21 protein-coding genes and 1 tRNA gene are annotated in these 20,829 nt (G+C 68.7%); 19 read left to right on the forward strand and 3 right to left on the reverse strand.

The genetic code is table 11. The features are described 5' to 3' along the window. The first annotated feature begins 38 nt into the window (after nt 1–38). The 17 genes from KF903_RS08105 to KF903_RS08185 all read left to right on the forward strand — a co-directional run bounded on the left by KF903_RS08105 (nt 39) and on the right by KF903_RS08185 (nt 14,776). Entirely contained in the window at nt 39–659 is a 621-nt protein-coding gene (locus KF903_RS08105; protein ID WP_291213473.1) for a DUF3011 domain-containing protein, read from the forward strand. A 187-nt stretch (nt 660–846) separates the two neighbouring features. Then, entirely contained in the window at nt 847–2,613 is a 1,767-nt protein-coding gene (gene aspS / locus KF903_RS08110; RefSeq protein WP_291213475.1) for an aspartate--tRNA ligase, read from the forward strand. Further along, complete coding sequence (locus KF903_RS08115; protein ID WP_291213477.1) at nt 2,606–3,289, forward strand: alpha/beta fold hydrolase; 684 nt, start codon at nt 2,606–2,608, stop codon at nt 3,287–3,289. The genes aspS and KF903_RS08115 overlap by 8 nt, the downstream gene beginning before the upstream one ends. An 84-nt stretch (nt 3,290–3,373) precedes the next feature. Then, the gene (gene ruvC, locus KF903_RS08120; protein WP_291213479.1) at nt 3,374–3,946 is read left to right on the forward strand and encodes a crossover junction endodeoxyribonuclease RuvC; all 573 of its coding nucleotides are present in this window, start codon (nt 3,374–3,376) and stop codon (nt 3,944–3,946) included. Next, the gene (ruvA, locus tag KF903_RS08125; protein ID WP_291213481.1) at nt 3,943–4,539 is read left to right on the forward strand and encodes a Holliday junction branch migration protein RuvA; all 597 of its coding nucleotides are present in this window, start codon (nt 3,943–3,945) and stop codon (nt 4,537–4,539) included. The genes ruvC and ruvA overlap by 4 nt, the downstream gene beginning before the upstream one ends. 17 nt (nt 4,540–4,556) lie before the next feature. After that, nucleotides 4,557–6,446, forward strand: a complete 1,890-nt coding sequence (locus KF903_RS08130; protein ID WP_291213483.1) for a potassium transporter Kup — start codon at nt 4,557–4,559, stop codon at nt 6,444–6,446. 158 nt (nt 6,447–6,604) lie between these two features. After that, nucleotides 6,605–7,657, forward strand: a complete 1,053-nt coding sequence (ruvB, locus tag KF903_RS08135; RefSeq protein WP_291213485.1) for a Holliday junction branch migration DNA helicase RuvB — start codon at nt 6,605–6,607, stop codon at nt 7,655–7,657. Nucleotides 7,658–7,671: 14 nt separating this feature from the next. Continuing rightward, nucleotides 7,672–8,109 (forward strand): tol-pal system-associated acyl-CoA thioesterase, encoded by a 438-nt coding sequence (ybgC, locus tag KF903_RS08140; protein ID WP_291213487.1) that lies wholly within the window; start codon nt 7,672–7,674, stop codon nt 8,107–8,109. After that, a complete protein-coding gene (tolQ, locus tag KF903_RS08145; RefSeq protein ID WP_291213489.1) occupies nt 8,106–8,795 on the forward strand; it encodes a protein TolQ in 690 nt (229 codons plus the stop codon). The genes ybgC and tolQ overlap by 4 nt, the downstream gene beginning before the upstream one ends. Nucleotides 8,796–8,931: 136 nt before the next feature. Then, the gene (gene tolR, locus KF903_RS08150) at nt 8,932–9,375 is read left to right on the forward strand and encodes a protein TolR (protein WP_291213490.1); all 444 of its coding nucleotides are present in this window, start codon (nt 8,932–8,934) and stop codon (nt 9,373–9,375) included. A 4-nt stretch (nt 9,376–9,379) separates the two neighbouring features. Then, nucleotides 9,380–10,318, forward strand: coding sequence for a cell envelope integrity protein TolA (locus KF903_RS08155; protein ID WP_291213492.1), 939 nt, complete (start codon nt 9,380–9,382; stop codon nt 10,316–10,318). A gap of 7 nt (nt 10,319–10,325) precedes the next feature. Then, nucleotides 10,326–11,639 carry a Tol-Pal system beta propeller repeat protein TolB gene (gene tolB / locus KF903_RS08160; RefSeq protein ID WP_291213494.1) on the forward strand — a complete coding sequence of 438 codons (1,314 nt, stop codon included), beginning with the start codon at nt 10,326–10,328 and terminating at the stop codon, nt 11,637–11,639. Nucleotides 11,640–11,765: 126 nt separating this feature from the next. Continuing rightward, nucleotides 11,766–12,272, forward strand: coding sequence for a peptidoglycan-associated lipoprotein Pal (gene pal, locus KF903_RS08165; protein WP_291213496.1), 507 nt, complete (start codon nt 11,766–11,768; stop codon nt 12,270–12,272). Between the two features lie 6 nt (nt 12,273–12,278). Further along, nucleotides 12,279–13,145 (forward strand): tol-pal system protein YbgF, encoded by an 867-nt coding sequence (gene ybgF, locus KF903_RS08170; RefSeq protein ID WP_291213498.1) that lies wholly within the window; start codon nt 12,279–12,281, stop codon nt 13,143–13,145. Between the two features lie 74 nt (nt 13,146–13,219). Further along, a complete protein-coding gene (gene queE / locus KF903_RS08175) occupies nt 13,220–13,861 on the forward strand; it encodes a 7-carboxy-7-deazaguanine synthase QueE (protein ID WP_291213683.1) in 642 nt (213 codons plus the stop codon). Nucleotide 13,862: 1 nt separating this feature from the next. Next, entirely contained in the window at nt 13,863–14,546 is a 684-nt protein-coding gene (queC, locus tag KF903_RS08180) for a 7-cyano-7-deazaguanine synthase QueC (protein ID WP_291213500.1), read from the forward strand. 155 nt (nt 14,547–14,701) lie between these two features. Then, nucleotides 14,702–14,776 (forward strand) — tRNA-Lys (locus tag KF903_RS08185). A gap of 187 nt (nt 14,777–14,963) precedes the next feature. On the opposite strand, the gene rnk is transcribed toward KF903_RS08185, so the two are convergent. The 3 genes from rnk to KF903_RS08200 form a co-directional block, all read right to left on the reverse strand. Next, on the reverse strand, nt 14,964–15,383 hold the full coding sequence (gene rnk / locus KF903_RS08190) for a nucleoside diphosphate kinase regulator (RefSeq protein WP_291213502.1): 420 nt from the start codon (nt 15,381–15,383) through the stop codon (nt 14,964–14,966). Nucleotides 15,384–15,741: 358 nt separating this feature from the next. Beyond that, nucleotides 15,742–16,929, reverse strand: coding sequence for an OmpA family protein (locus tag KF903_RS08195; RefSeq protein ID WP_291213504.1), 1,188 nt, complete (start codon nt 16,927–16,929; stop codon nt 15,742–15,744). 224 nt (nt 16,930–17,153) lie between these two features. Then, nucleotides 17,154–17,360, reverse strand: a complete 207-nt coding sequence (locus KF903_RS08200; protein ID WP_291213506.1) for a hypothetical protein — start codon at nt 17,358–17,360, stop codon at nt 17,154–17,156. Nucleotides 17,361–17,707: 347 nt separating this feature from the next. Between KF903_RS08200 and dusA the strand changes: the two genes are divergently transcribed. Beyond that, nucleotides 17,708–18,766, forward strand: a complete 1,059-nt coding sequence (gene dusA / locus KF903_RS08205; RefSeq protein ID WP_291213508.1) for a tRNA dihydrouridine(20/20a) synthase DusA — start codon at nt 17,708–17,710, stop codon at nt 18,764–18,766. 54 nt (nt 18,767–18,820) lie between these two features. After that, the gene (locus tag KF903_RS08210) at nt 18,821–20,725 is read left to right on the forward strand and encodes an ATP-binding cassette domain-containing protein (protein WP_291213510.1); all 1,905 of its coding nucleotides are present in this window, start codon (nt 18,821–18,823) and stop codon (nt 20,723–20,725) included. Nucleotides 20,726–20,829: the final 104 nt, after the last annotated feature.

Raw genomic sequence — 20,829 nt, forward strand, 5'->3', positions numbered from 1 at the left:
TGGCGTGGGCCGCCACGCATACATCGATGGGAGATCGCATGGTCAAGACTCTGGGGTTGGTTGCGGGACTGGTGCTGCTGGGCACGGCGGCGCCGACCCATGCACAGGTGGCACCGCGGCTGGCGGCGCCCATCGCCGGCGTGCTGGCGGCGCAGTGGCAGCCGGGCGCGGACTGGGACCGCGACATCGAGTTCACCTGCTCGAGCAGCGGTTACAACTACCGCATGTGTCAGGTCGACACCGGTCGCGGCGGCAACGTCTACCTCGTGCGCCAGACCTCCAATTCCGATTGCATCGAGGGCCGCACCTGGGGCTGGAACCGCGCCGGCGTGTGGGTCGACCAAGGGTGCAGCGGCGTATTCCGCGTGAGCCGGCGCTGGTCGGGTGGTCCCGGTTATGGGCCCGGTCCGGGTTATGGGCAGGGCGGCTGGCAGCCTGGGCCAGGTTGGGATCAGTCGATCCGCGTGCGCTGCCGCAGCGAGGGCTACAACTACAACATGTGCCAGGTCGACACCGGGCGCGGCAGCATGGTGCGCATCGCCAAGCAGCTGTCGGGGACGCCGTGCGTCGAAGGACGCAACTGGGGCTGGAACCGCGCTGGCATCTGGGTCGATCAGGGCTGTGGCGCTGAGTTCATCGTCGATCGCCGCTGGCGCTGAGACCCCGCGTCCGAGCGGGCCAGCGTGCCCGATCGGCGTGCCACTGCCGGCCATCGCGCCGGCAGTGGTGCGGGGCAGGGGCCGGCGCGCCGCGCTGCGGCAGCCGACGGTCCTGTTTGCAGCGCAGCACGAACCTCCGTAACCTTCCGCGTCTTGTATTCGCCGCGCCCGGCGCCAACCTGACTGCATGCGCACCCATTTCTGCGGCCTCGTCGACGAGGCATTGATCGGCCACAGCGTCACCCTGTGCGGTTGGGCCGATGTGGCCCGTGACCTCGGCGGCCTGTGCTTCATCGACCTGCGTGACCATGAAGGCATCGTGCAGGTGGTGGCCGAGCCGGCCGCCACCGAGGGCAATGCGCAGGTGCTGGCGGCCGCGGCTGCAGTCGGCTACGAGGATTGCCTGCGCGTGACCGGCATCGTGCGCCGGCGCGAAAGCGTCAACCCGAAGATCCGCAGCGGCCAGGTCGAGGTCGTCGCGCAGCGCATCGAGGTGCTCAACAAGGCCGCGCCGCTGCCGTTCCACGCGCACGAAAACCCGGGCGAGGACATCCGCCTCAGGTACCGATACCTCGACCTGCGCCGGCCGCAGATGCAGCAGATGATGCGTACTCGCATCCGTCTCGTGCAGGCGTTGCGGCGCTGGCTCGACGCGCGCGGCTTCCAGGACATCGAAACCCCGATCCTGACCAAGGCCACGCCCGAAGGCGCGCGCGATTTTCTCGTGCCGGCGCGCATGCACCCGGGCGAGTTCTACGCGCTGCCGCAGAGCCCGCAGCTGTTCAAGCAGATCCTCATGGTGGCGGGCTTCGACCGCTACTACCAGATCGCGCGTTGCTTCCGCGACGAGGCGCTGCGTGCCGATCGCCAGCTCGAATTCACCCAGCTCGACATGGAGTTTGCCTGGGTCGACGAGCGCATCGTGCAGGACACCGTCGAGTCGATGCTGCGCGAGGTATTCCGCGAGGTCATCGGGGTCGAACTGGCCGAGCCGTTCCCGCGCCTGAGCTGGCACGATGCGATGCGCCGCTTTGGCTCCGACAAGCCCGACCTGCGCATCGCGCTCGAACTGGTCGATGTGGCGCCGCTGGTCAGGGACTGCGACTTCAAGGTGTTCGCCGAGGCGGCCGCCAGCAGCGACGGCCGTGTCGCCGCGCTGCGCATCCCGGGCGGTGCCCGGCTCTCGCGCAAGCAGATCGACGACTACGCCGCGCACGCGGCCAAGTTCGGCGCCAAGGGCCTGGCCTACGTCAAGCTCGACGACGCCGGTGCGGTCAATTCGCCGATCGCCAAGTTCTTCGGCGCCGAGGCGTTCCAGGCGCTGCTCGATGGCGTGGGCATGACCAGCGGCGACATCGCGTTCTTCGGCGCCGGCACGTGGAAAACCGTCAGTGACTTCATGGGTGCGCTGCGGCTCAAGGCCGGCCACGACTTCAACCTTGTCGAGGCGGGCTGGCGCCCGCTGTGGGTGACCGACTTCCCGATGTTCGAGTGGGATGCCGAGGCGCAGCGCTACGTCGCGCTGCATCATCCGTTCACGGCACCGGCGGTCGATGACGAGGCCGACCTGCGTGCCCATGCGGCCAGCGCGGTGTCGCGCGGCTACGACATGGTGCTCAATGGCAACGAGATCGGCGGTGGCTCGATCCGCATCCATCGCGCATCGATGCAGAGCGCGGTGTTCGACCTGCTCGGCATCGGCGCCGACGAGGCGCAGGCCAAGTTCGGTTTCCTGCTCGAGGCACTCCGGTACGGCGCACCGCCACATGGCGGCATCGCCTTCGGCATCGACCGCATTGCCGCGCTGATGGCCGGTACCGAGTCGATCCGCGACGTGATCGCCTTCCCCAAGACCACCGGCGCCCAGTGCATGATGACCGGCGCGCCGTCGGGCGTGCCCGACGCGCAACTGCGCGAGGTGCACATTCGCGTGCGGGAAGCCAGCGATGGCTGACACCAACGGCCGCCGTCGCGACACCCCGCCGCAGGCCGCATCGGTGCAGCACGAACACGTGATCCTGCTGCATGGGATCTGGATGCGCGGGATCACGCTGCTGCCGCTGGCGCGGCGCCTGCGCGCGGTTGGCTACACGGTGGAAACGATCGACTACGCGAGCGTGTTCCGCGGCATCGGGCCGGCGGTGGAGACTCTGCGCGAGCGCATGCGCCGCGCCGATGCCGAGGCCGTGCATCTGGTGGGCCACAGCCTGGGCTCGCTGGTGGCGCTGGAAGCCGCGCGCGGCGTGCGCGGCCTGCCCAAGGGCCGCATCGTCTGCATCGGCGCGCCGCTGCGCGGCAGCGCGGTGGCGCGCGGACTGGCCAGCGTGCCGGGCGGCAAGCTGCTGCTGGGCCAGAGTGCGGCGCCGCTGCTCAGCGGGCTCGATGCCTGGCGCAGCAACCGACCGGTCGGCGTCATCGCCGGCCGTCTGCCGTTCGGCCTGGGCGTGACGATCGGCCCGCTCAGTTCACCCCACGATGGCACGGTGTCGGTCAGCGAAACCCAGTTGCCTGGCATCGCCGACCATGTGGTGGTCGATGCCTCGCACACGGGCCTGCTGCTGTCGGGCGAGGTCGCCGACCTCACCACCGGTTTCCTGCGCGATGCACATTTTTCCTCCGCGCAAGGCTGAAGCGCGCGACAATGGCGCTGCCATGATGCGAGCTCCGTCCGTGCCGGTACCACCCGTCGATCCAGCCTGCAGGCTGGGGCCGCAATGACATACCGGGCGGCGGTGCCGGCGACGGCCGCCAGCGCGGCGGCGAGCTGCGTGCGCATCGTCGGCATCGATCCGGGCAGCCAGCGCACCGGCGTGGGCATCATCGATGTCGATGCCGCCGGCCGCAGCCGGCATGTGTTCCACACCGCGATCAACCTGTTGGGTGCCGACGACTTCGCCGGCCGCCTCAAGTGTCTGTTCGACGTGCTCGGCGCGATCCTCGTCGAGCATGCGCCGCAGGAAGCCGCGATCGAACGCGTGTTCCTTGCCCGCAATCCCGATGCCGCGCTCAAGCTCGGCCAGGCGCGCGGCGCGGCGATCTGCGCGCTGGCCCAGCATGGCCTGGCGATCAGCGAATACGCCGCCCGCGAGGTCAAGCAGGCCGTGGTCGGCACCGGTGCCGGAGCCAAGCAGCAGGTGCAGCACATGGTTGGCCTGCTGCTCGATGTGCCGGGCAAGCTGCAGGCCGACGCGGCCGACGCGCTGGCGATCGCGCTGGCGCACGCGCATGTGCGCGCGAGCGTGGCGCGGCTGGGCCTGCCGCGCGCGGCGTGGAGGCGGCGCCGATGATCGGCCGCATCAAGGGTGTGCTGGTGGCCAGGCAGCCGCCGTGGATCGTGGTCGACGTCGGTGGCGTCGGCTACGAGCTGGAAGCGCCGATGTCGACCTTCTACGACCTGCCGGAACTGGGCCGCGAAGTGACGCTGTGCACCCACTACGCGGTCAAGGAGGACACGGTGGCGCTGTATGCATTCGCGCGCGAGAGCGAACGCGCGCTGTTCCGCTCGCTGCAGAAGGTCAGCGGCGTCGGCGCCAGGATCGCGCTGGCGGTGCTGTCGGGGGTGAGCGTGGATGAGTTTGCGCGACTCGTGCAGGGCGCGGACATCGCGGCGCTCACGCGCATCCCCGGCATCGGCAAGAAGATCGCCGAACGCCTCGTGGTCGAATTGCGCGATCGCGTCGATGGCATGGGCGGCGGTGTGCCCGCGCTCGGTGGCGGCGCGGTGGCGGTCGCTGCCGATCCGGTCAGCGAGGCCAGCGTCGCGCTGCAGGCCCTGGGGTACAAGCCGGCCGAGGTCACGCGCCTGGTGCGCGACGCTGCGGCAGCGGGCGACCGCGCCGAAGACATCATCCGCAAGGCGCTCAAGGCGGCGCTGCGCTGAAGCCGATGGAGAACCGCATGGCGGCGATGGCAGGCGACACCGGTGATTCTCCGCATGGCTGGTCGGCGCTGGCGCTGGGGGCGCTCGGCGTCGTCTATGGCGACCTCGGTACCAGTCCGCTGTACACGATGAAGGAAGCGTTCGGCTCGCACGGCTTGCCGGTCGACGAATTGCACGTGCTGGGCGTGCTCTCGCTCGTGTTCTGGACGCTGATGCTCGTGGTGTCGATCAAGTACGCCGGATACATCATGCGCGCCGACAACAAGGGCGAAGGCGGCATCATGGCGCTGACCGCACTGGCCCAGCGCGGCGTGCGCGGGCGGCCATGGGTGCACTGGGTGGTGACGATGCTCGGCCTGTTCGGCGCCGCGCTGTTCTTCGGCGACGGCGTGATCACGCCGGCGATCTCGGTGCTGTCGGCGGTGGAAGGCGTGCGGGTGGCGGCGCCGCAGCTCGATCATTTCATCGTGCCGATCACGGTGCTGATCCTGCTCGGCCTGTTCTGGATCCAGAAGCGCGGCAGCGGCCGCGTCGGCGCGGTGTTCGGGCCGATCATGGCGCTGTGGTTCGTGTCGATCGCGCTGCTGGGCGTGCTGCCGATCATCGAGCACCCGCATGTGCTCAAGGCGCTGTCGCCGCACTTTGCGCTGCGCTTTTTCCTCGAGGTGGGTTGGCCGGCGTTCTTCGCGCTGAGCGCGGTCGTGCTGTGCATCACCGGCGCCGAGGCGCTGTATGCCGACATGGGGCACTTCGGCAAGAAGCCGATCCGCATGACCTGGTTCGGATTCGTGATGCCCGCGCTGGTGCTCAACTACTTTGGCCAGGGCGCGCTGCTGCTCAGCGACGGCAACGCGGTGGAGAACCCGTTCTTCCTGCTGGCGCCGGCGTCGCTGCTGCTGCCATTCATCGCACTGGCCACGCTGGCCACCGTGATCGCCTCGCAGTCGGTGATCTCGGGCGCCTATTCGGTCGCGCGCGAGGCGATCCAGCTCGGTTTCCTGCCGCGCATGCAGGTGCGGCACACCTCGACCGAACGCATCGGCCAGATCTACCTGCCGTGGGTCAACCGCCTGCTGCTCGTGCTGACGCTGGCGGTGGTGCTCGGTTTTCGCTCCTCGAGCAATCTCGCCGCTGCCTATGGCATCGCCGTGGTCGGCACGATGACGATCGACGCGGTGCTGGTGATGATCGTGTTCCGCCGCCTGTGGCAGTGGGGCCCGGTGCGGGTGGCGATGGTCGGGCTCGTGTTCCTCACGGTGGACCTGGCCTTCCTCACCGCCAACGCCGACAAGGTCGAGCATGGCGGCTGGTTCCCGCTCGTGCTCGGCGCGCTCATGTTCACCGTCATGACGACCTGGCGCCGCGGCCGCGAGCTGGTGATGGTCAAGATCCGCCAGGCAGGCCTTGCGCTGGAACCGTTCATCGCCTCGATCGTGGCCCATCCACCGCTGCGCGTGCCGGGCACCGCGGTGTTCCTCACCTCCAACGCCGAGGGCGTGCCCAACGCACTGCTGCACAACCTCAAGCACAACAAGGTGCTGCACGAACGCAACCTCATCCTCACCGTCGAGACGGTCGACACGCCGACGGTGGAACCCGACGAGTGCGTGGTGGTGCGGCCGCTCGGCGACGAGTTCTTCAGCGTCACGCTGCGCTTCGGCTTTGCCGAGGACATGGACGTGCCGCAGGCGCTGGCGGTGATCAAGGGCTGCGGCGCCGCGCTCGACATGATGGACACGACCTTCTTTCTCAGCCGCGAAAGCATCGTCGCACTCGACCGCTCCGGCATGGCGCTGTGGCGCGACAAGCTGTATGCGTTCCTGCAGCGCAATGCGTTGCCAGCGACCGCATTCTTCCGCATTCCCGGCAACCGCCTGATCGAACTCGGCACCCAGGTGGAGATCTGAGCGCGTCGCCGTGGACCGCCCATGCGGGCATCGGCCAGCGCGTTTCGTGCGCGGCACCGCATGCTGAATGGGGCCTGCCGGCAGCCGTCGCCTCGCCTACCTTGCCGGGCGCAACGCGGCGATAATCACGCCATCGTCTTTTCCCCGATCCCTCGTCCATGGACCGTCTCACTTCCGCCAGCGCGACGCGCGAAGACGATCTCGTCGAGGCGACGATCCGTCCGCAGCGGCTGGCCGAGTATCTGGGCCAGGTCACGGTGCGCGAGCAGCTCGGCATCGCAATCGAGGCGGCGCGCGGACGTGGCGACGCGCTCGACCATGTGCTGATCTTCGGCCCGCCGGGCCTCGGCAAGACGACGCTCTCGCACGTGATCGCCAACGAGCTCGGCGTCAACCTGCGCGCCACTTCGGGGCCGGTGCTGGAACGGCCCGGCGACCTTGCCGCGCTGCTCACCAACCTGCAGCCGCGCGACGTGCTGTTCGTCGACGAGATCCACCGCCTGTCACCGATCGTCGAGGAAGTGCTGTATCCGGCGCTCGAGGATTTCCAGATCGACATCATGATCGGCGAAGGACCGGCGGCGCGCTCGATCAAGCTCGACCTGCCGCCGTTCACGCTGGTCGGCGCGACCACGCGCGCAGGCTTGCTGACCGCGCCGTTGCGCGACCGCTTCGGCATCGTGCAGCGGCTGGAGTTCTACAGTGCCGGCGAACTCGCCGCGATCGTGCGCCGCGCCGCGCGCATCCTCGACATCGCCTGCGATGCCGATGGCGCGGCCGAGATCGCGCGCCGGGCGCGCGGTACGCCGCGCATCGCCAACCGCCTGTTGCGGCGGGTGCGCGACTACGCACAGGTTCGTGCCGACGGCGCGATCACGCGAGAAGTGGCCGATGCCGCGCTGGGCATGCTCAAGGTCGATGGCGAGGGCTTCGACGCGCTCGACCGGCGCCTGCTCAGCGTCATCATCGAGCACTTCGACGGCGGCCCGGTCGGCGTGGAGTCGCTGGCGGCGGCGATCAGCGAGGAACGTGGCACGATCGAGGACGTGCTCGAACCGTTCCTGATCCAGCAGGGCTTTCTCGTGCGCACCGCGCGCGGCCGCATGGTGACGGCCAAGGCCTGGCGCCACTTCGGCTTGCCGGTACCGCGGCGGGCGGCGGCGGAGGATCTGTTCGAGGCGGCGGCGCAGGCCGGGAGCGCGGAGTCGTGAGCGAGCCGTCGACCATGGGCGCGCCCCGCGCCGCGGCGCCGGCCGATTCGGCATTTGCCATTCCGGTGCGGATCTACTGGGAAGACACCGACGCCGGCGGCGTCGTCTACCATGCGCGCTACCTGCATTTCCTCGAGCGCGCGCGCACCGAGTGGTTGCGTGCGCTGGGCCATGGCCAGCAGGAACTGCGCCAACGCGATGGCGTGCTGTTCGTCGTCCATCGCATGGAGATCGCGTTCAATGCGCCCGCGCGGCTCGATGACGTGTTGCTGGTGAGCGTGCGGGTGGCCCAGCTGCGCAGCGCGAGTTTCACGCTGCAGCAGACGCTGCGGCGCGCAGGCGACACCGCGGATCTGCTCGCCGCCAGCGTGCGCATCGCCTGCGTGGATGCGGCCCGCTTCCGCCCGCGGCCGCTGCCAGCCTATTTGAGTGAAGGAATCATCGATCCATGAACAACGACCTCAACGTGTTTGCGCTGGTGCTCGGTGCCAGTCTGCCGGTGAAGCTGGTGCTGGGCCTGCTGATCGGCTTCTCGATCGCCTCGTGGTTCATCATCTTCCGCAAGAAGGCGATGCTCGACCGCGCCAATGCCAGTGCCGACCAGTTCGACGAGCGGTTCTGGTCGGGCACCGACCTGGCCGGCCTGTTCCGCGACCTCGGCGCCAACAGCGAAAAGCTCAGCAGTTCGGCCGCGATCTTCGAGGCCGGCTTCCGCGAGTTCGCCCGCCTGCGCCAGCGCCGCGGCATGGACTCGCGCGGCCTGCTCGAAGGCGCCCAGCGCGCGATGCGCGTGGCCTCCACGCGCGAAATCGACCGCCTCGAACGCAACCTCGAGTTCCTCGCCAATGTCGGTTCGATCAGCCCGTACGTGGGCCTGTTCGGCACCGTGTGGGGCATCATGATCGCGTTCCAGGGCCTGGCCAACGTCAAGGAGGCCACCATCGCGATGGTGGCGCCGGGCATTTCCGAGGCACTCATCGCCACCGCCATGGGTCTGTTCGCGGCGATTCCCGCGGTGTGGGCCTACAACCGTTTCGCCACCAAGCTCGAGCGCATCGGCTCGCGCTACGACACCTTCGTCGAGGAGTTCTCCTCGATCCTCGCGCGCCAGGCGCACGTCGAGGACGGCAAGGCTTGAGGAGTCCTGCGCCCCGCGTACCGCCCGGCAACCCCCGGCGTCGCCTGCGTGCGTTGCAGGCAGCGGCGGCCAGGGCCACGCCAGCGCACGCCGCCGCACCGTCCGTTCCGCTGCCCGTCCACTCCCGCACCGAGCCATGAACCCGATCGCTTCCCGCCGCCGCAAGCGCAAGCTCAACGCCGAGATCAATGTCGTGCCCTACATCGACGTCATGCTCGTGCTGCTCATCATTTTCATGGTGACGGCGCCGTTGATGAACCTGGGCGTCGACATCGAGCTGCCGCAGTCGGCCGCCAAGTCGATCCACAACGACAAGGAGCCGGCGGTGGTGAGCGTGGATCGCGGCGGCCAGCTCTACCTCTCGCTGGCCAACTCGCCGCGCGAGGCGATCGATGCCGATGCGCTCAAGACCAAGATCGCGGCGTTCGTGCGCCAGAATCCGCAGATTCCGGTGTATGTCGCCGGTGATACCGCCGCCGACTACGGCACGATCTATGGCGCGATGGTGCTGCTGCAGCAGGCCGGCGTGCCCAAGGTCGGCCTCATGAGCAAGCCGCCCGAGGCGGCGAAGGCGCGCTGAGCGCATGGCGCAGGCACGGCGCAACGTCCACGATGGCCTGGGCGACAACCTGCGGGCATTGGCGCTGTCGCTCGGCGTGCACGCCTTGTGCGTGCTGGTGGCGGTGATCGGCTTGTGGTGGAGCAGCAGCAGCCCGCCGGTGGTGATGCCCGGTCCGGTCATCGAAGCCACCCTGATCGGACCGACGGCGGCACCGCGGCGTCCGAGCGCCGCACCACCCGCGGCGCCGAGGCCGCAACCGGCGCCGGCCCGGCCCGCGCCCGAGCCGCCGCAGCCGAAGGTCGAGAAGCCGCAGCCACAGCCGCAGCCCGAGCCGCCGCAGCCGCCCAAGCCGGCCGAGCTGCCGCGGCAGGATCTCATCGAGCAGCAGCGCGTCGCCGCGCTGGCGCAGGAGAAGGCCGAGCAGGAGCGCAAGGAACAGGAGGCGAAGGTGCGCCAGCAGCAGGTGGAGCTGCAGGAGGAAAAGCAGCGCCAGTTGCGCGAGGAGCAGCGCAAGCAGCTGGCCGAGATCAGGCAGCAGCGCGAGGCCGCCGAAAAGAAGCTCAAGCTCGAGAAGCAACGCCTGGCGCAGATCGAGGACCGCAGCGCGCGCGAGGCGGCGCAGGCGCAGCCGGCGACCGAGCACGAGGCGCCCCAGGCGCAGACCGGCGCCGGCGGTGCCGACGACGGTCTGGCGGCACGCTACCAGGCGGCGATCCAGGCTGCCGTCACCAGCAACTGGAATCGCCCGGAAGGCGCCCAGCCGGGCCTGCGCTGCACGATCAACGTGGCGCAGATCCCCGGCGGCGAAGTCATCAGCGTTTCGATCGGTTCACCGTGCAACGCCGATGATGTGACACGCAATTCGCTGGAACAGGCGGTCAAGCGCGCACCGCTGCCCTACCAGGGATTCGAGAAGGTGTTCCAGCGCAACATCACGTTCAATTTCAGGTACGACGGATAGGAACGACATGAAGCTCAAGACAATCGCGACATGGCTGCCGTGCTGGCTCGTGCTGCTGCTGAGCGGCGCCGCAGTGCAGGCCCAAGGGCTGAGCATCGACATCGTCAACGGCACCGCCAGCGCGACGCCGATTGCGGTGGTGCCGTTCGGCTACGACGGCAGCACCTTGCCGCCCGAAGCCAATCCCGGCGAGATCGTGCGCGCCGATCTCGCACGCTCCGGCCAGTTCCGCACCTTGCCCAAGGCCGATGTGGTCGAATTCCCGACCCGCCAGAGCGAAATCAAGTTCGCCACCTGGAGCCTGCTCAAGCAGGACTATCTCGTGGTCGGTCGCATGAGCGATGTCGGTGACGGCGTGCGCGTGGAGTGGGAGCTGTTCGATGTGGTGCGCCAGCAGAAACTGGCCGGCAGCGCGATCAGCGGCCAACGCAGCGGCCTGCGCGACATCGCCCATCAGGTTGCCGACGCGGTGTACGAGGCGATCCTGCACGTGCGCGGCGCGTTCTGGACGCGCATCGCCTACATCACCGCGGTGGGCGTGGCGCCCCATGCGCAGTACGCGCTGATGGTCGCCGACTCCGATGGCTACAACCCGCAGGTGGTGGTGCGTTCGCGCGAGCCGCTGCTGTCGCCGCACTGGTCGCCCGATGGCAAGCGCCTGGCCTATGTGTCGTTCGAGAGCGGCAATTCGGCGGTCTACATCCAGGACCTGTCGACCGGCGCGCGCCAGGTTGTGTCCAACAGCCGCGGCATCAACAGCGCGCCGGCGTTTTCGCCCGACGGCAGCCGCCTCGCGCTGAGCTTGTCCAAGGGCGGCAATCCCGACATCTACGTGCTCGACCTCGGCACGCGCGCGCTGAGCCAGATCACGCGCCACTTCGCGATCGACACCGAACCCGAATGGGCGCCGGACGGGCAGTCGATCTACTTCACCTCCGACCGTTCCGGCAAGCCGCAGATCTATCAGGTACCGGCCGCCGGCGGCGAGCAGACCCGCGTCACCTTCCAGGGCCAGTACAACGCCAGCCCCAGCGTGGTCGATGCCAAAGGCATCAAGATCGCAATGGTGCAGGGCAACGGAAATGTGTATCGTATTGCGGTTCTCGATCGCGCCAGCAATCAGTACTCGCTCGTTTCACCCGGAACCCAGGACGAGTCTCCCAGCTTCGCGCCCAATGGCAGCATGCTGCTGTACGCCGCCAGCGAAGGCAGTCGCGGCGTGCTGTTCGCGGCATCGGCCGACGGTCGTGTACGGCAGCGGCTCGGCTATGCGGAAGGTGATGTGCGTGAGCCTGCTTGGGGTCCATTCAGGCCGCGCTGAACATACTGGTTAAGTTTCCGTTGCGGGCTGCCGCCGATGTCGTGCAGTGGTCCGCGTCCCACCACCATGTCGTACCACCGGGCCACCGCCCATTCCCAATCATTTGATCCAGAGGCTCCACAACCCATGAACACCGCATTTCGTATCGCGTTTTCGGTTCTGCTCGTGGCAGGCGTCGCAGCGTGTGCGAAGAAGGCCGTCAAGCCGACCACCACCGAGACGCCAGCCGTCACCGAGACCCAGCCGGTCGCGCCGAGTGGCCGTTACACGCGAGACAGCCTCGACTCCGATTCGTGCCTGCGCCAGCGCGTGGTCTACTTCGACCTCGACAAGACCGAGATCAAGCCGCAGTTCGCAGCGCAGATCGCCTGCCATGCTGAGTACCTGCGCCAGTTCCCCGACGCGCGCGTGACGCTGGAAGGCAACGCCGACGAGCGCGGTTCACGCGAGTACAACCTCGGCCTCGGTGAGCGTCGCGGCAACGCCGTGTCGAGCGCGCTGACCGCCGCCGGCGCGACGTCGAGCCAGCTCAATGTCGTCAGCTACGGCGAAGAGCGGCCGGTCTGCCGTCAGCACAACGAAGAGTGCTGGTCGAAGAACCGCCGCGTCGAGATCGTCTACACCGCGCGGTAAGCCGGCATGAAGGTCGCGTTCCGCGATGCACTCGCAACGGCAGCCACGCTGGCTGCCGTTGCCATTTTCGCCGCGCCGCTGCAGGCGCAGGATCGACTGTCGCTGGCCGACCGCGTGGCGCGGCTGGAACAGCAGCAGGCCAACCCGCAGGACGGCGCGGTCGGCATGGTCAACCGCGTCCAGGAGCTGCAGACCCAGGTGCAGATCCTGCAGGGCCAGGTCGAGGAACTGCAGCATGCGCTCGACGAAGCCCGCCAGCGCAGCAAGGAACAGTATGTCGACCTCGACTCGCGGCTCGGTCGGCTTGAAGGTCGCGCCGCGCCCGCAGCCGCCGCGGCAACGAGCGGCACGCAGCCGCAGCCACCTGATGTGAACCTGGGCGGCCCGGCCACGACGCCTGCGGCACCGGCTGCCGGCAACGGCAAGCCGACCGCTGCCGATCGCGCCGCCGACGGCGCGCCGGCCACGGCCGCTGCCGATCCAGCCGCCGAGTCGGCCGGCTACAACGAGGCGTTCAGCGCGCTCAAGGATGGCCGCTATGCCGAATCGGCACGGCGCTTCCAGGGTTTCATCGACCAGTATCCGAACAGCGAGCTGGCCGCCAATGCCTGGTACTGGCTCGGCGAGTCGTACTACGCCACCCAGAACTATCCCATTGCGTTGGAATCGTTCCAGACCTTGCTGACGCGCTTTCCGCGCAGCCAGAAGGCGCCCGACGCGCTGCTCAAGGTCGGTTACAGCCAGTACGAACTCAAACAGTTCGATGCCGCGCGCGGCACGCTCGACGAGGTCGTGCGGCGTTATCCCGACACCACCGTCGCCCGCCTCGCCCAGGGTCGCCTGCGCGCGCTGGCCACCGACGCGGTGCACTGAGCGGCACGACGATGGGCAGCGCCGACCGCGCCGTCGCGGACGGCGAAATCGACTTGGCAGGCGAGGCGGCGCAGTTGCCGCGCCTGCGCCTGAGCGAGATCTTCCTGTCCCTGCAGGGTGAGGCCGACGCGGTCGGCTGGCCGACCGTGTTCGTGCGTCTCACCGGCTGCCCGCTGCGCTGCGTGTGGTGCGACACGGCCTACGCCTTCCATGGCGGCCAGTGGCATACGATCGATGCGATCCTCGAGGCGGTGGCCGGCCACGGCGTGCGGCACGTGTGCGTGACCGGCGGTGAGCCGCTGGCGCAGAAGCGCTGCCTCGTGCTGCTGGAACGCCTGTGCGATGCCGGCTACGCGGTGTCGCTGGAGACCTCCGGTGCGCTCGATGTCGCCGCCGTCGACCCGCGCGTACGCAAGGTGGTCGACCTCAAGGCGCCCGGATCGGGCGAGGCGGCGCGCAATCTGTGGAGCAACCTCGACCATCTGCTGCCGCATGACCAGCTCAAGATCGTGATCGCCGACCGCGGCGACTACGAGTGGGCGGTGGCGCGCCTGCACGAGCACGCGCTCGCGCAGCGTTGCCAGGTACTGCTGTCGCCGGTCCATGGTCGCCTGGCGCCACGCGAACTCGCGCAATGGATCCTCGCCGACCGGTTGCCGGTACGCTTCCAGTTGCAACTGCACAAGCAGTTGTGGGGCGATCTGCCCGGCCACTGACATGACAGCGATCACCACACCCGCTCGCGCCGTCGTGCTCGTCTCGGGCGGCATGGACTCGGCTGTCACGCTCGCCCTCGCCCGCGAACGTGGCCTGGTCTGCCATGCGCTCGGTGTCGATTACGGCCAGCGGCATGGTTCGGAGCTGGCCGCCGCGCGCCGCGTCGCGGCCGCACTGGGCGCGGTCGAGCACAAGCTCGTGCGTGTCGACCTGCGCAGCATCGGTGGCTCGGCGCTGACCGCCGACATCGCGGTGCCGGAGCCCGGCGGTGCCGGCATCCCGGTCACCTACGTGCCGGCACGCAACACGATCATGTTGTCGATCGCGCTGGGCTGGGCCGAAGTGCTCGGCGCACGCGAGATCCACTGCGGCGTCAACGCGGTGGACTATTCCGGCTATCCCGATTGCCGGCCCGCGTTCATCGCGGCGTTCGAGGCCCTGGCGAATGTGGCCACGAAGGCCGGCGTCGAAGGCGCGCCGATGGCGATCCACGCCCCGCTCATGCGCTTGGGCAAGGCCGACATCGTGCGCGAAGGGTTGCGTCTGGGCGTCGACTTCGCGCTGACCGTGTCGTGCTATCAGGCCGACGACGACGGTCGCGCATGCGGTCACTGCGATGCCTGCGAGCTGCGAGCCGATGGCTTCCGCACTGCCGGCGTGGCCGACCCGACACGCTACCGTTGAACCCGGTGCGCGGTTAAACTGCGCGACCCCCATGCGCCTCGGCCCATCTCGCAGATGCGTGGCGGCAGCGTGGGTACCCAAGCCCGTGCGCCTCCAGCATGTGGCCGAGCGGAAGTGATTGTCGCGCCGCGCTGGCGCGTGATTTGGTTGCAGCAGGGCCGTTAGCTCAGCGGTAGAGCAGTGGACTTTTAATCCATTGGTCGATGGTTCGATCCCATCACGGCCCACCACTTCCAGAACATCACACGCTGCACCGGCTCCAGGCCGCGCGGCGCAGCGCCGGTCGTGGCGCGATGTCGCGGCCTGCGTCCACGTCGATGTCCGTGCCGCGTTGGCCGTGACGGCCACGCGCGTTGGTCACGTGCTTCCGCTGCGGTGGTTGCCGGCCGGTCGCGCGGTGCCGGCCTGGCGCCGGCGTCAACGGTGGAATTGGCCGGCGGCTTCGGGCTGGAAGGTGATTGCGGTCACGCGCAGGCGCAGCCGGTGGCCATCGGGCGTGGTCCAGTCGATGGTCTGGCCGAGCGTGAGTCCGAGCAGGGCCGCGCCGACCGGTGCGAGCACCGACACCCGGCCCTTGGCCGCGTCGGCCTCGGCGGGGTAGCACAGCGTCAGCACGTGTTCCTTGTGGCCGATCTCCTCGACGCAGGTCACGGTCGAATTCATCGTGACCAGGTTGGCCGGAATCTTCTCCGGCGCCACCACATTGGCACGGTCCAGTTCCTGGCGCAGCGCCTGCGCCGTCGCATTGTGTTGCCACTGCGGCATGTCGAGCAGCGCATCGAGGCGATCGAAATCGCGGCTGCTCATGGTGATTGCGGGGGACGCCTGGTGTGACATGCTGCGCTCCAATGCAAAAAGCGGCGCACCCGGGCGCCGTCCAGCACGATAGACAAGTGGACACCGACACTAGCCGTTGGCACGGTGCGATTCAAGCGCTTGACTTCGCACCCGCGTACGGGCCGCGCCAAGCGCCCGCTGACACGGGCAGGCGCGGCGACGGTGGCCGCGTGGGCGACGGGCAGTGGGGTCGTGGCGCCGGCTCGCGCCGCGTGGCGGCAGCGGCGACAGTGGACGCTTGCCCGAACCGGCAAGCGTCCGCCGCCATGACCGTTGCCCAATCCTCGCGCCCGTGCAAGCCAATCCATGCGCCGTGCCGGGGAAGGCAGAGGGCTCAGGCGGCATGGGGCGACCGAACTCAGGTCCGCACGAAGATTTCCACCCGACGGTTGAGCTGGCGACCGCCGGGGTTGTCCTTGCCGCCAATCTCGTTGGGTGCCACCGGTTGGGTTTCGCCAAAGCCCCGCGCCTTGGCGTCGCTCGCCACGCCACGCTGCCGCAACGCCGCCAGCACCGCCTGCGCGCGCCGTTCGGACAGGCCCTGGTTGTAGTCGTCGCTGCCCTTGGCATCGGTATGACCACGGACTTCCATTGCCGCTGTGGGCAGTTTTTCAAGCGCGCCGGCCAGCGCGTCCAGCACCGCTCCGGCATCGCTGCGGATCTCGGCCTTGTCGAAATCGAACAACACCTTGTCATTGAGGGTGACGACGAAACCGCACGGTGCGCCGGAGGGCCTGAACTTGTCCAACGGCGGGAAGCGCCCGGCGGGCGGCAACGGTGGCAGCGGCGCCATGCGCACCTCGCGCGCCGGTGCGCCGACGGTGCCGGTGCCGTTGCCACGGTTCTCGACGATGCCATCGGGCCCGCCCACCCAGCGCCCGGAGCCGTCGGCACGCACGTCGACTTCACCGTATTCACCCACCCAATGGCCGGAACCATCGCCGCGGTTCTCGATCGAACCGAAATCCCCGACCCAGGTGCCGCCGCCCTTGCCGTCCAGCTCGATGTTGCCGAATTCGCCGACGTAGCTGCCCGACCCGTCGCTGCGCACCTCGAACGTGCCGGCGCCATTGACGATATGGCCGCTGCCATCGGCATTGACCTGCACCACATCGTCGCCGGTGACGGCCAGCCCGCTGCCATCGGCAGCAATGTTGAACACGCCCTGCTCGCCGACCCGTTGCAGGTTGCCTGCGGCATCGACGTTGGTGAAGCCGCTCTCGTTGACCAGTGCGCCATCGGTGGCGCAATTGGCCGGACGAACGCTGATGCCGGCCACCGGCTTGATCAGGGCGTGCATGGACGCTTCCAGCTGGCGCTGCGCGGGGCCGCTGCCAGTGATGCTCGGCACCATGATGGGTGGGATCACCGGGAACTCGACGCCAGCGGTCGCCGTGTTGCCGGCTTCATCTTCCGCGGGACCAGCGGCCACAGGCGCTGCGCTGGCCGCCGCCTGCGGCTGGCTGGGTTCCGGTGAGGGCGATTGCTGTCCGCAGGCCGATACCAGCACGACGAGACAAGCCAGCGACAGGGTACGCACACGCATGCAACGACTCCTTGGAAATGGGGTCATGTATTTAACCACGGGACCTATTGGGCTTTGGTAACCGAAGGTGGCCGAGAAGTCCGCTACCCGCCATGAACGCGGAGGCCCATCGGCCTCGCAGATGCAGTCCTGATGAGGCTCGCATCGAGGCTTCACTTGCGCGCATCACCATGCTTCACGAGTCGCAGGAAAGCTTGACGCCGGAAGATGGGGCGCTGGTTGCTTCAATCCTCTCGGGGAAGTTGCCTGTCGATGATCCTGTTGACGATGGCGATGCTGGGATCGTTGTTCGGTTTGATCTGCGTCTGGATCATGCGTCTTGTCCATGCGGCGGTGGCTGATGCGTCCGCAGACGTGTGCGATGCCTGCGGTGCTTTCGGGGCCGTTTCTGGATCTTGCCGAGACAGACCGGCTTTGATCACCTGTTGCATGGTCTGTTTCCGTGCCGTCAATCCGCACGCTTCCCGCCATCGGCCTTGGTGACGATGGGTACCCGCGTTGAGCCTTTCCCCATCGGCTCGCCGCGGGCACGCTGCCGATGCGGCACGGCATCGCGGCGGCGCATCCGTTCAGTGGCCAGCTGGCGGCGATCGAAGGTCCCTCAGCTGGAGTGGATGCACTGGCCCTGTCGGTGGATGTGGATCCGGGCCGTGTACCCTAGCGGTCCGTGTTTGCGGCGACGACGGACGATGGCTCCACTGTGGCCGATGCGACATGGCCGCTTTCGTGGCATCAAGCGGAGCAGCGGACGCCCGAAGACTCGCAAAACTGACCGATCATGAGCGCAACCGATCCGCACGAAAACAGGGGTAAGGCATTGGAGTTGCGCGAAACATCGCGTTACGAGGCATCCGTGCGCCTGTCCGTCGCGCCGATGATGGACTGGACCGACCGTCATTGCCGCTACTTCCATCGCTTGCTGGCGCCGCATGCGCTGCTCTATACCGAAATGGTCACTGCGCCGGCGGTATTGCATGGCGACCGCGAGCACCTGCTCGGATTCGATGCGGCCGAACAGCCGGTCGCGCTGCAGCTTGGCGGCAGCGCGCCGCAGCAACTGGCGCAGGCCGCGCGGATCGGCGCGGCGCAGGGGTATGCCGAGATCAATCTCAACGTCGGTTGTCCCTCCGATCGCGTGCAGTCGGGTCGCTTTGGCGCCTGCCTGATGCGCGAGCCGGATCTGGTCGCCGACTGCGTGGTGGCGATGCGGGCCGCGGTTGCGGACCTTGCCGCCGAGGTCACGGTCAAGTGCCGCATCGGCGTCGATGAGCAGGACGAGGATGCGGCGCTGGCGGCGTTCGTCGAGCGCGTTGCCGGCGCCGGGTGCACGCGTTTCATCGTGCATGCGCGCAAGGCCTGGCTCGCGGGCCTGTCGCCGAAGGAGAACCGCGAGGTGCCGCCGCTCAACTACGAGCGCGTGTATCGACTCAAGCGCGAGCATCCGCAGCTCCACATCGTCATCAATGGCGGCATCACCACGCTCGACGAGGTGAACGGGCACTTGCGCCATGTCGATGGCGTGATGCTCGGCCGCACCGCCTACCACGAACCGTACCGGCTGGCCGAGCTCGAGCACGCGCTGTTCGGCGTGGCCTTGCCCGACCGCGACGAACTGCTGCTGCGCCTGCGCCCCCATGTCGAGACGCATCTGGCGCAGGGCGGGCGCCTGCAGCACATCACGCGGCACATCCTGGGCCTGTACCAGGGGCTGCCCGGCGCGCGCGCATTCCGCCGCGTGCTCAGCGAACAGGCGCATCAAGCAGCGGCGGGCTGGCCGGTGGTCGAGGCGGCGATCGCGGCGCGACGCGCGGCCGGCGCGCAGGCGCACGCGGCCTGAGCCTGGCTGCGCCACGCAAGCTAGAATCGCGCTCCTGCCACTCGTTGCGCCCGCATGTCCCTGGTCAATCTCGTCGCGCTGGACTATTCGGTCGGCGGCCCGCTCCTGCTCGACAAGGTCGATCTGGCGATCGAGGCCAATGAGCGCGTCTGCATCGTGGGCCGCAATGGCGCCGGCAAGTCGACGCTGCTGCGTCTCATCGCCGGCGAGCTGCGCCCCGACGACGGCGAGGTGCGCGTACAGGGTGGGGTGCGCGTGGCGCGGCTCGCCCAGGAAGTGCCGCACGATGTGACCGGTTCGGTATTCGACGTGGTGGCTGCGGCGCTCGGTGAGCTGGGCACGCTGCTGGCGCAGTACCACCAGCTCAGCCACGATCTCGCCGCGGGCGGCGATGCGCAGGCGCTGGCGCGCGTGCAGGAGCGCATCGAGGCCGCGCAGGGTTGGGATCTGGAGCGGCGCGTGGAGAGCGTGCTGGCGCGGCTCGAACTGCCGGCCGACGCCCAATTCGCCGCCTTGTCGGGTGGCATGAAGCGACGCGTGCTGCTGGCGCGCGCGCTGGTGCTGGCGCCCGACGTGTTGCTGCTGGATGAGCCGACCAACCATCTCGACATCGAGGCGATCGACTGGCTCGAGCGGCTGCTGCTGGGGTTCGGCGGCAGTGTGGTGTTCGTGACCCACGACCGGCGCTTCCTGCGCGCGCTGGCCACGCGCATCGTCGAGATCGATCGCGGCCGCGTCACCAGTTGGCCTGGCGACTATGCCAACTACCTGCGCCGGCGCGAGGAACGCCTGCATGCCGAAGCGCAGGCCAATGCCTTGTTCGACAGGAAGCTCGCCCAGGAAGAGGTGTGGATCCGCCAAGGCATCAAGGCGCGGCGCACCCGCAACGAAGGGCGCGTGCGGGCGCTCGAGGCGATGCGGCGCGAACGGGCGCAGCGACGTGAGCTCGGCGGGCGGGCGCGCCTGCAGCTCGGCGAGACCGCAGCCTCGGGCCGTCGCGTGGTCGAGGCCAAGGGCGTGAGCTTCGCCCATGGCGAGCGCGTCATTGCGCGCGATTTCTCCACCGTCATCCAGCGTGGTGATCGCATCGGCCTGATCGGCCCCAACGGTTCGGGCAAGACCACGCTGCTGCGCCTGCTGCTGGGCGAACTCGTGCCCCAGGCGGGCACGATCACGCTCGGCACCAACCTGCAGATCGCCTATTTCGACCAGCATCGCGCGAGCCTGCGCGAGGACCAGAGCGCGCTCGACAACGTGGCCGAGGGCCGCGAGTACATCGAGATCGGGGGCGTGCGCAAGCACGCGCTGGGCTACCTGCAGGATTTCCTGTTCGCACCCGATCGCGCCCGCGCGCCGATCACGGCGCTGTCGGGCGGCGAGCGCAACCGGTTGCTGCTGGCCAAGCTGTTCGCCAGGCCGTCGAACCTGCTGGTCATGGACGAGCCGACCAACGATCTCGACGTGGAGACGCTGGAACTGCTCGAGGAATTGCTGGCCGACTACCCCGGCACGCTGCTGCTGGTGTCGCACGACCGGCAATTTCTCGACAACGTGGTGACCGGCACCTTCGTGCTCGAAGGCGGCGGCCGCATCGGTGAGTACGTCGGTGGCTACAGCGACTGGTTGCGGCAACGACCTGCTGCGCCGCACACGCCGCCACCATCGCCCGCGGCGACGGCGGCCACCAGCGGCGGCGTTCCGCCCGCAGCGATCGCGACCGCGGTGGCGGCGGCACCGGTTCGGCGCAAGCTCGGTTACCGCGAGTCGCGTGAACTGGCCGAGCTGCCGCAACGGATCGAGGCGCTGGAAGCGCGCATCGCGCAACTGAGCGCGGCGATGCAGGAGCCGTCGTTCTATGCCCGCGACAGCGCCGCGATCGTCGCTGCCAACGACGAACTGGCCGCCGCGCAGGCTGCGCTCGATGCAGCCTACGCGCGCTGGCAGGCATTGGAATCGTGATCGCGCCGGTGGCGTCCGCGGCGCGTCCGCGGGCGCCGGACGGACAGCGTCCGCACCTCGGACGGCGCTGACAAATACAACGTAATCAGTCACATGCAGGTTGG

The sequence above is a fragment of the Dokdonella sp. genome (assembly GCF_019634845.1).
Classification (GTDB): Bacteria; Pseudomonadota; Gammaproteobacteria; order Xanthomonadales; family Rhodanobacteraceae; genus Dokdonella_A.

What these genes read in the sequence shown, in the direction of transcription:
- KF903_RS08105 (WP_291213473.1), top strand. Translation starts at nt 39, where the DNA reads ATGGTCAAGACTCTGGGGTTGGTTGCGGGACTGGTGCTGCTGGGCACG.
- aspS (WP_291213475.1), top strand. Translation starts at nt 847, where the DNA reads ATGCGCACCCATTTCTGCGGCCTCGTCGACGAGGCATTGATCGGCCAC.
- KF903_RS08115 (WP_291213477.1), top strand. Translation starts at nt 2,606, where the DNA reads ATGGCTGACACCAACGGCCGCCGTCGCGACACCCCGCCGCAGGCCGCA.
- ruvC (WP_291213479.1), top strand. Translation starts at nt 3,374, where the DNA reads ATGACATACCGGGCGGCGGTGCCGGCGACGGCCGCCAGCGCGGCGGCG.
- ruvA (WP_291213481.1), top strand. Translation starts at nt 3,943, where the DNA reads ATGATCGGCCGCATCAAGGGTGTGCTGGTGGCCAGGCAGCCGCCGTGG.
- KF903_RS08130 (WP_291213483.1), top strand. Translation starts at nt 4,557, where the DNA reads ATGGCGGCGATGGCAGGCGACACCGGTGATTCTCCGCATGGCTGGTCG.
- ruvB (WP_291213485.1), top strand. Translation starts at nt 6,605, where the DNA reads ATGGACCGTCTCACTTCCGCCAGCGCGACGCGCGAAGACGATCTCGTC.
- ybgC (WP_291213487.1), top strand. Translation starts at nt 7,672, where the DNA reads ATGGGCGCGCCCCGCGCCGCGGCGCCGGCCGATTCGGCATTTGCCATT.
- tolQ (WP_291213489.1), top strand. Translation starts at nt 8,106, where the DNA reads ATGAACAACGACCTCAACGTGTTTGCGCTGGTGCTCGGTGCCAGTCTG.
- tolR (WP_291213490.1), top strand. Translation starts at nt 8,932, where the DNA reads ATGAACCCGATCGCTTCCCGCCGCCGCAAGCGCAAGCTCAACGCCGAG.
- KF903_RS08155 (WP_291213492.1), top strand. Translation starts at nt 9,380, where the DNA reads ATGGCGCAGGCACGGCGCAACGTCCACGATGGCCTGGGCGACAACCTG.
- tolB (WP_291213494.1), top strand. Translation starts at nt 10,326, where the DNA reads ATGAAGCTCAAGACAATCGCGACATGGCTGCCGTGCTGGCTCGTGCTG.
- pal (WP_291213496.1), top strand. Translation starts at nt 11,766, where the DNA reads ATGAACACCGCATTTCGTATCGCGTTTTCGGTTCTGCTCGTGGCAGGC.
- ybgF (WP_291213498.1), top strand. Translation starts at nt 12,279, where the DNA reads ATGAAGGTCGCGTTCCGCGATGCACTCGCAACGGCAGCCACGCTGGCT.
- queC (WP_291213500.1), top strand. Translation starts at nt 13,863, where the DNA reads ATGACAGCGATCACCACACCCGCTCGCGCCGTCGTGCTCGTCTCGGGC.
- rnk (WP_291213502.1), bottom strand. Translation starts at nt 15,383, where the DNA reads ATGTCACACCAGGCGTCCCCCGCAATCACCATGAGCAGCCGCGATTTC.
- KF903_RS08195 (WP_291213504.1), bottom strand. Translation starts at nt 16,929, where the DNA reads ATGCGTGTGCGTACCCTGTCGCTGGCTTGTCTCGTCGTGCTGGTATCG.
- KF903_RS08200 (WP_291213506.1), bottom strand. Translation starts at nt 17,360, where the DNA reads ATGCAACAGGTGATCAAAGCCGGTCTGTCTCGGCAAGATCCAGAAACG.
- dusA (WP_291213508.1), top strand. Translation starts at nt 17,708, where the DNA reads ATGAGCGCAACCGATCCGCACGAAAACAGGGGTAAGGCATTGGAGTTG.
- KF903_RS08210 (WP_291213510.1), top strand. Translation starts at nt 18,821, where the DNA reads ATGTCCCTGGTCAATCTCGTCGCGCTGGACTATTCGGTCGGCGGCCCG.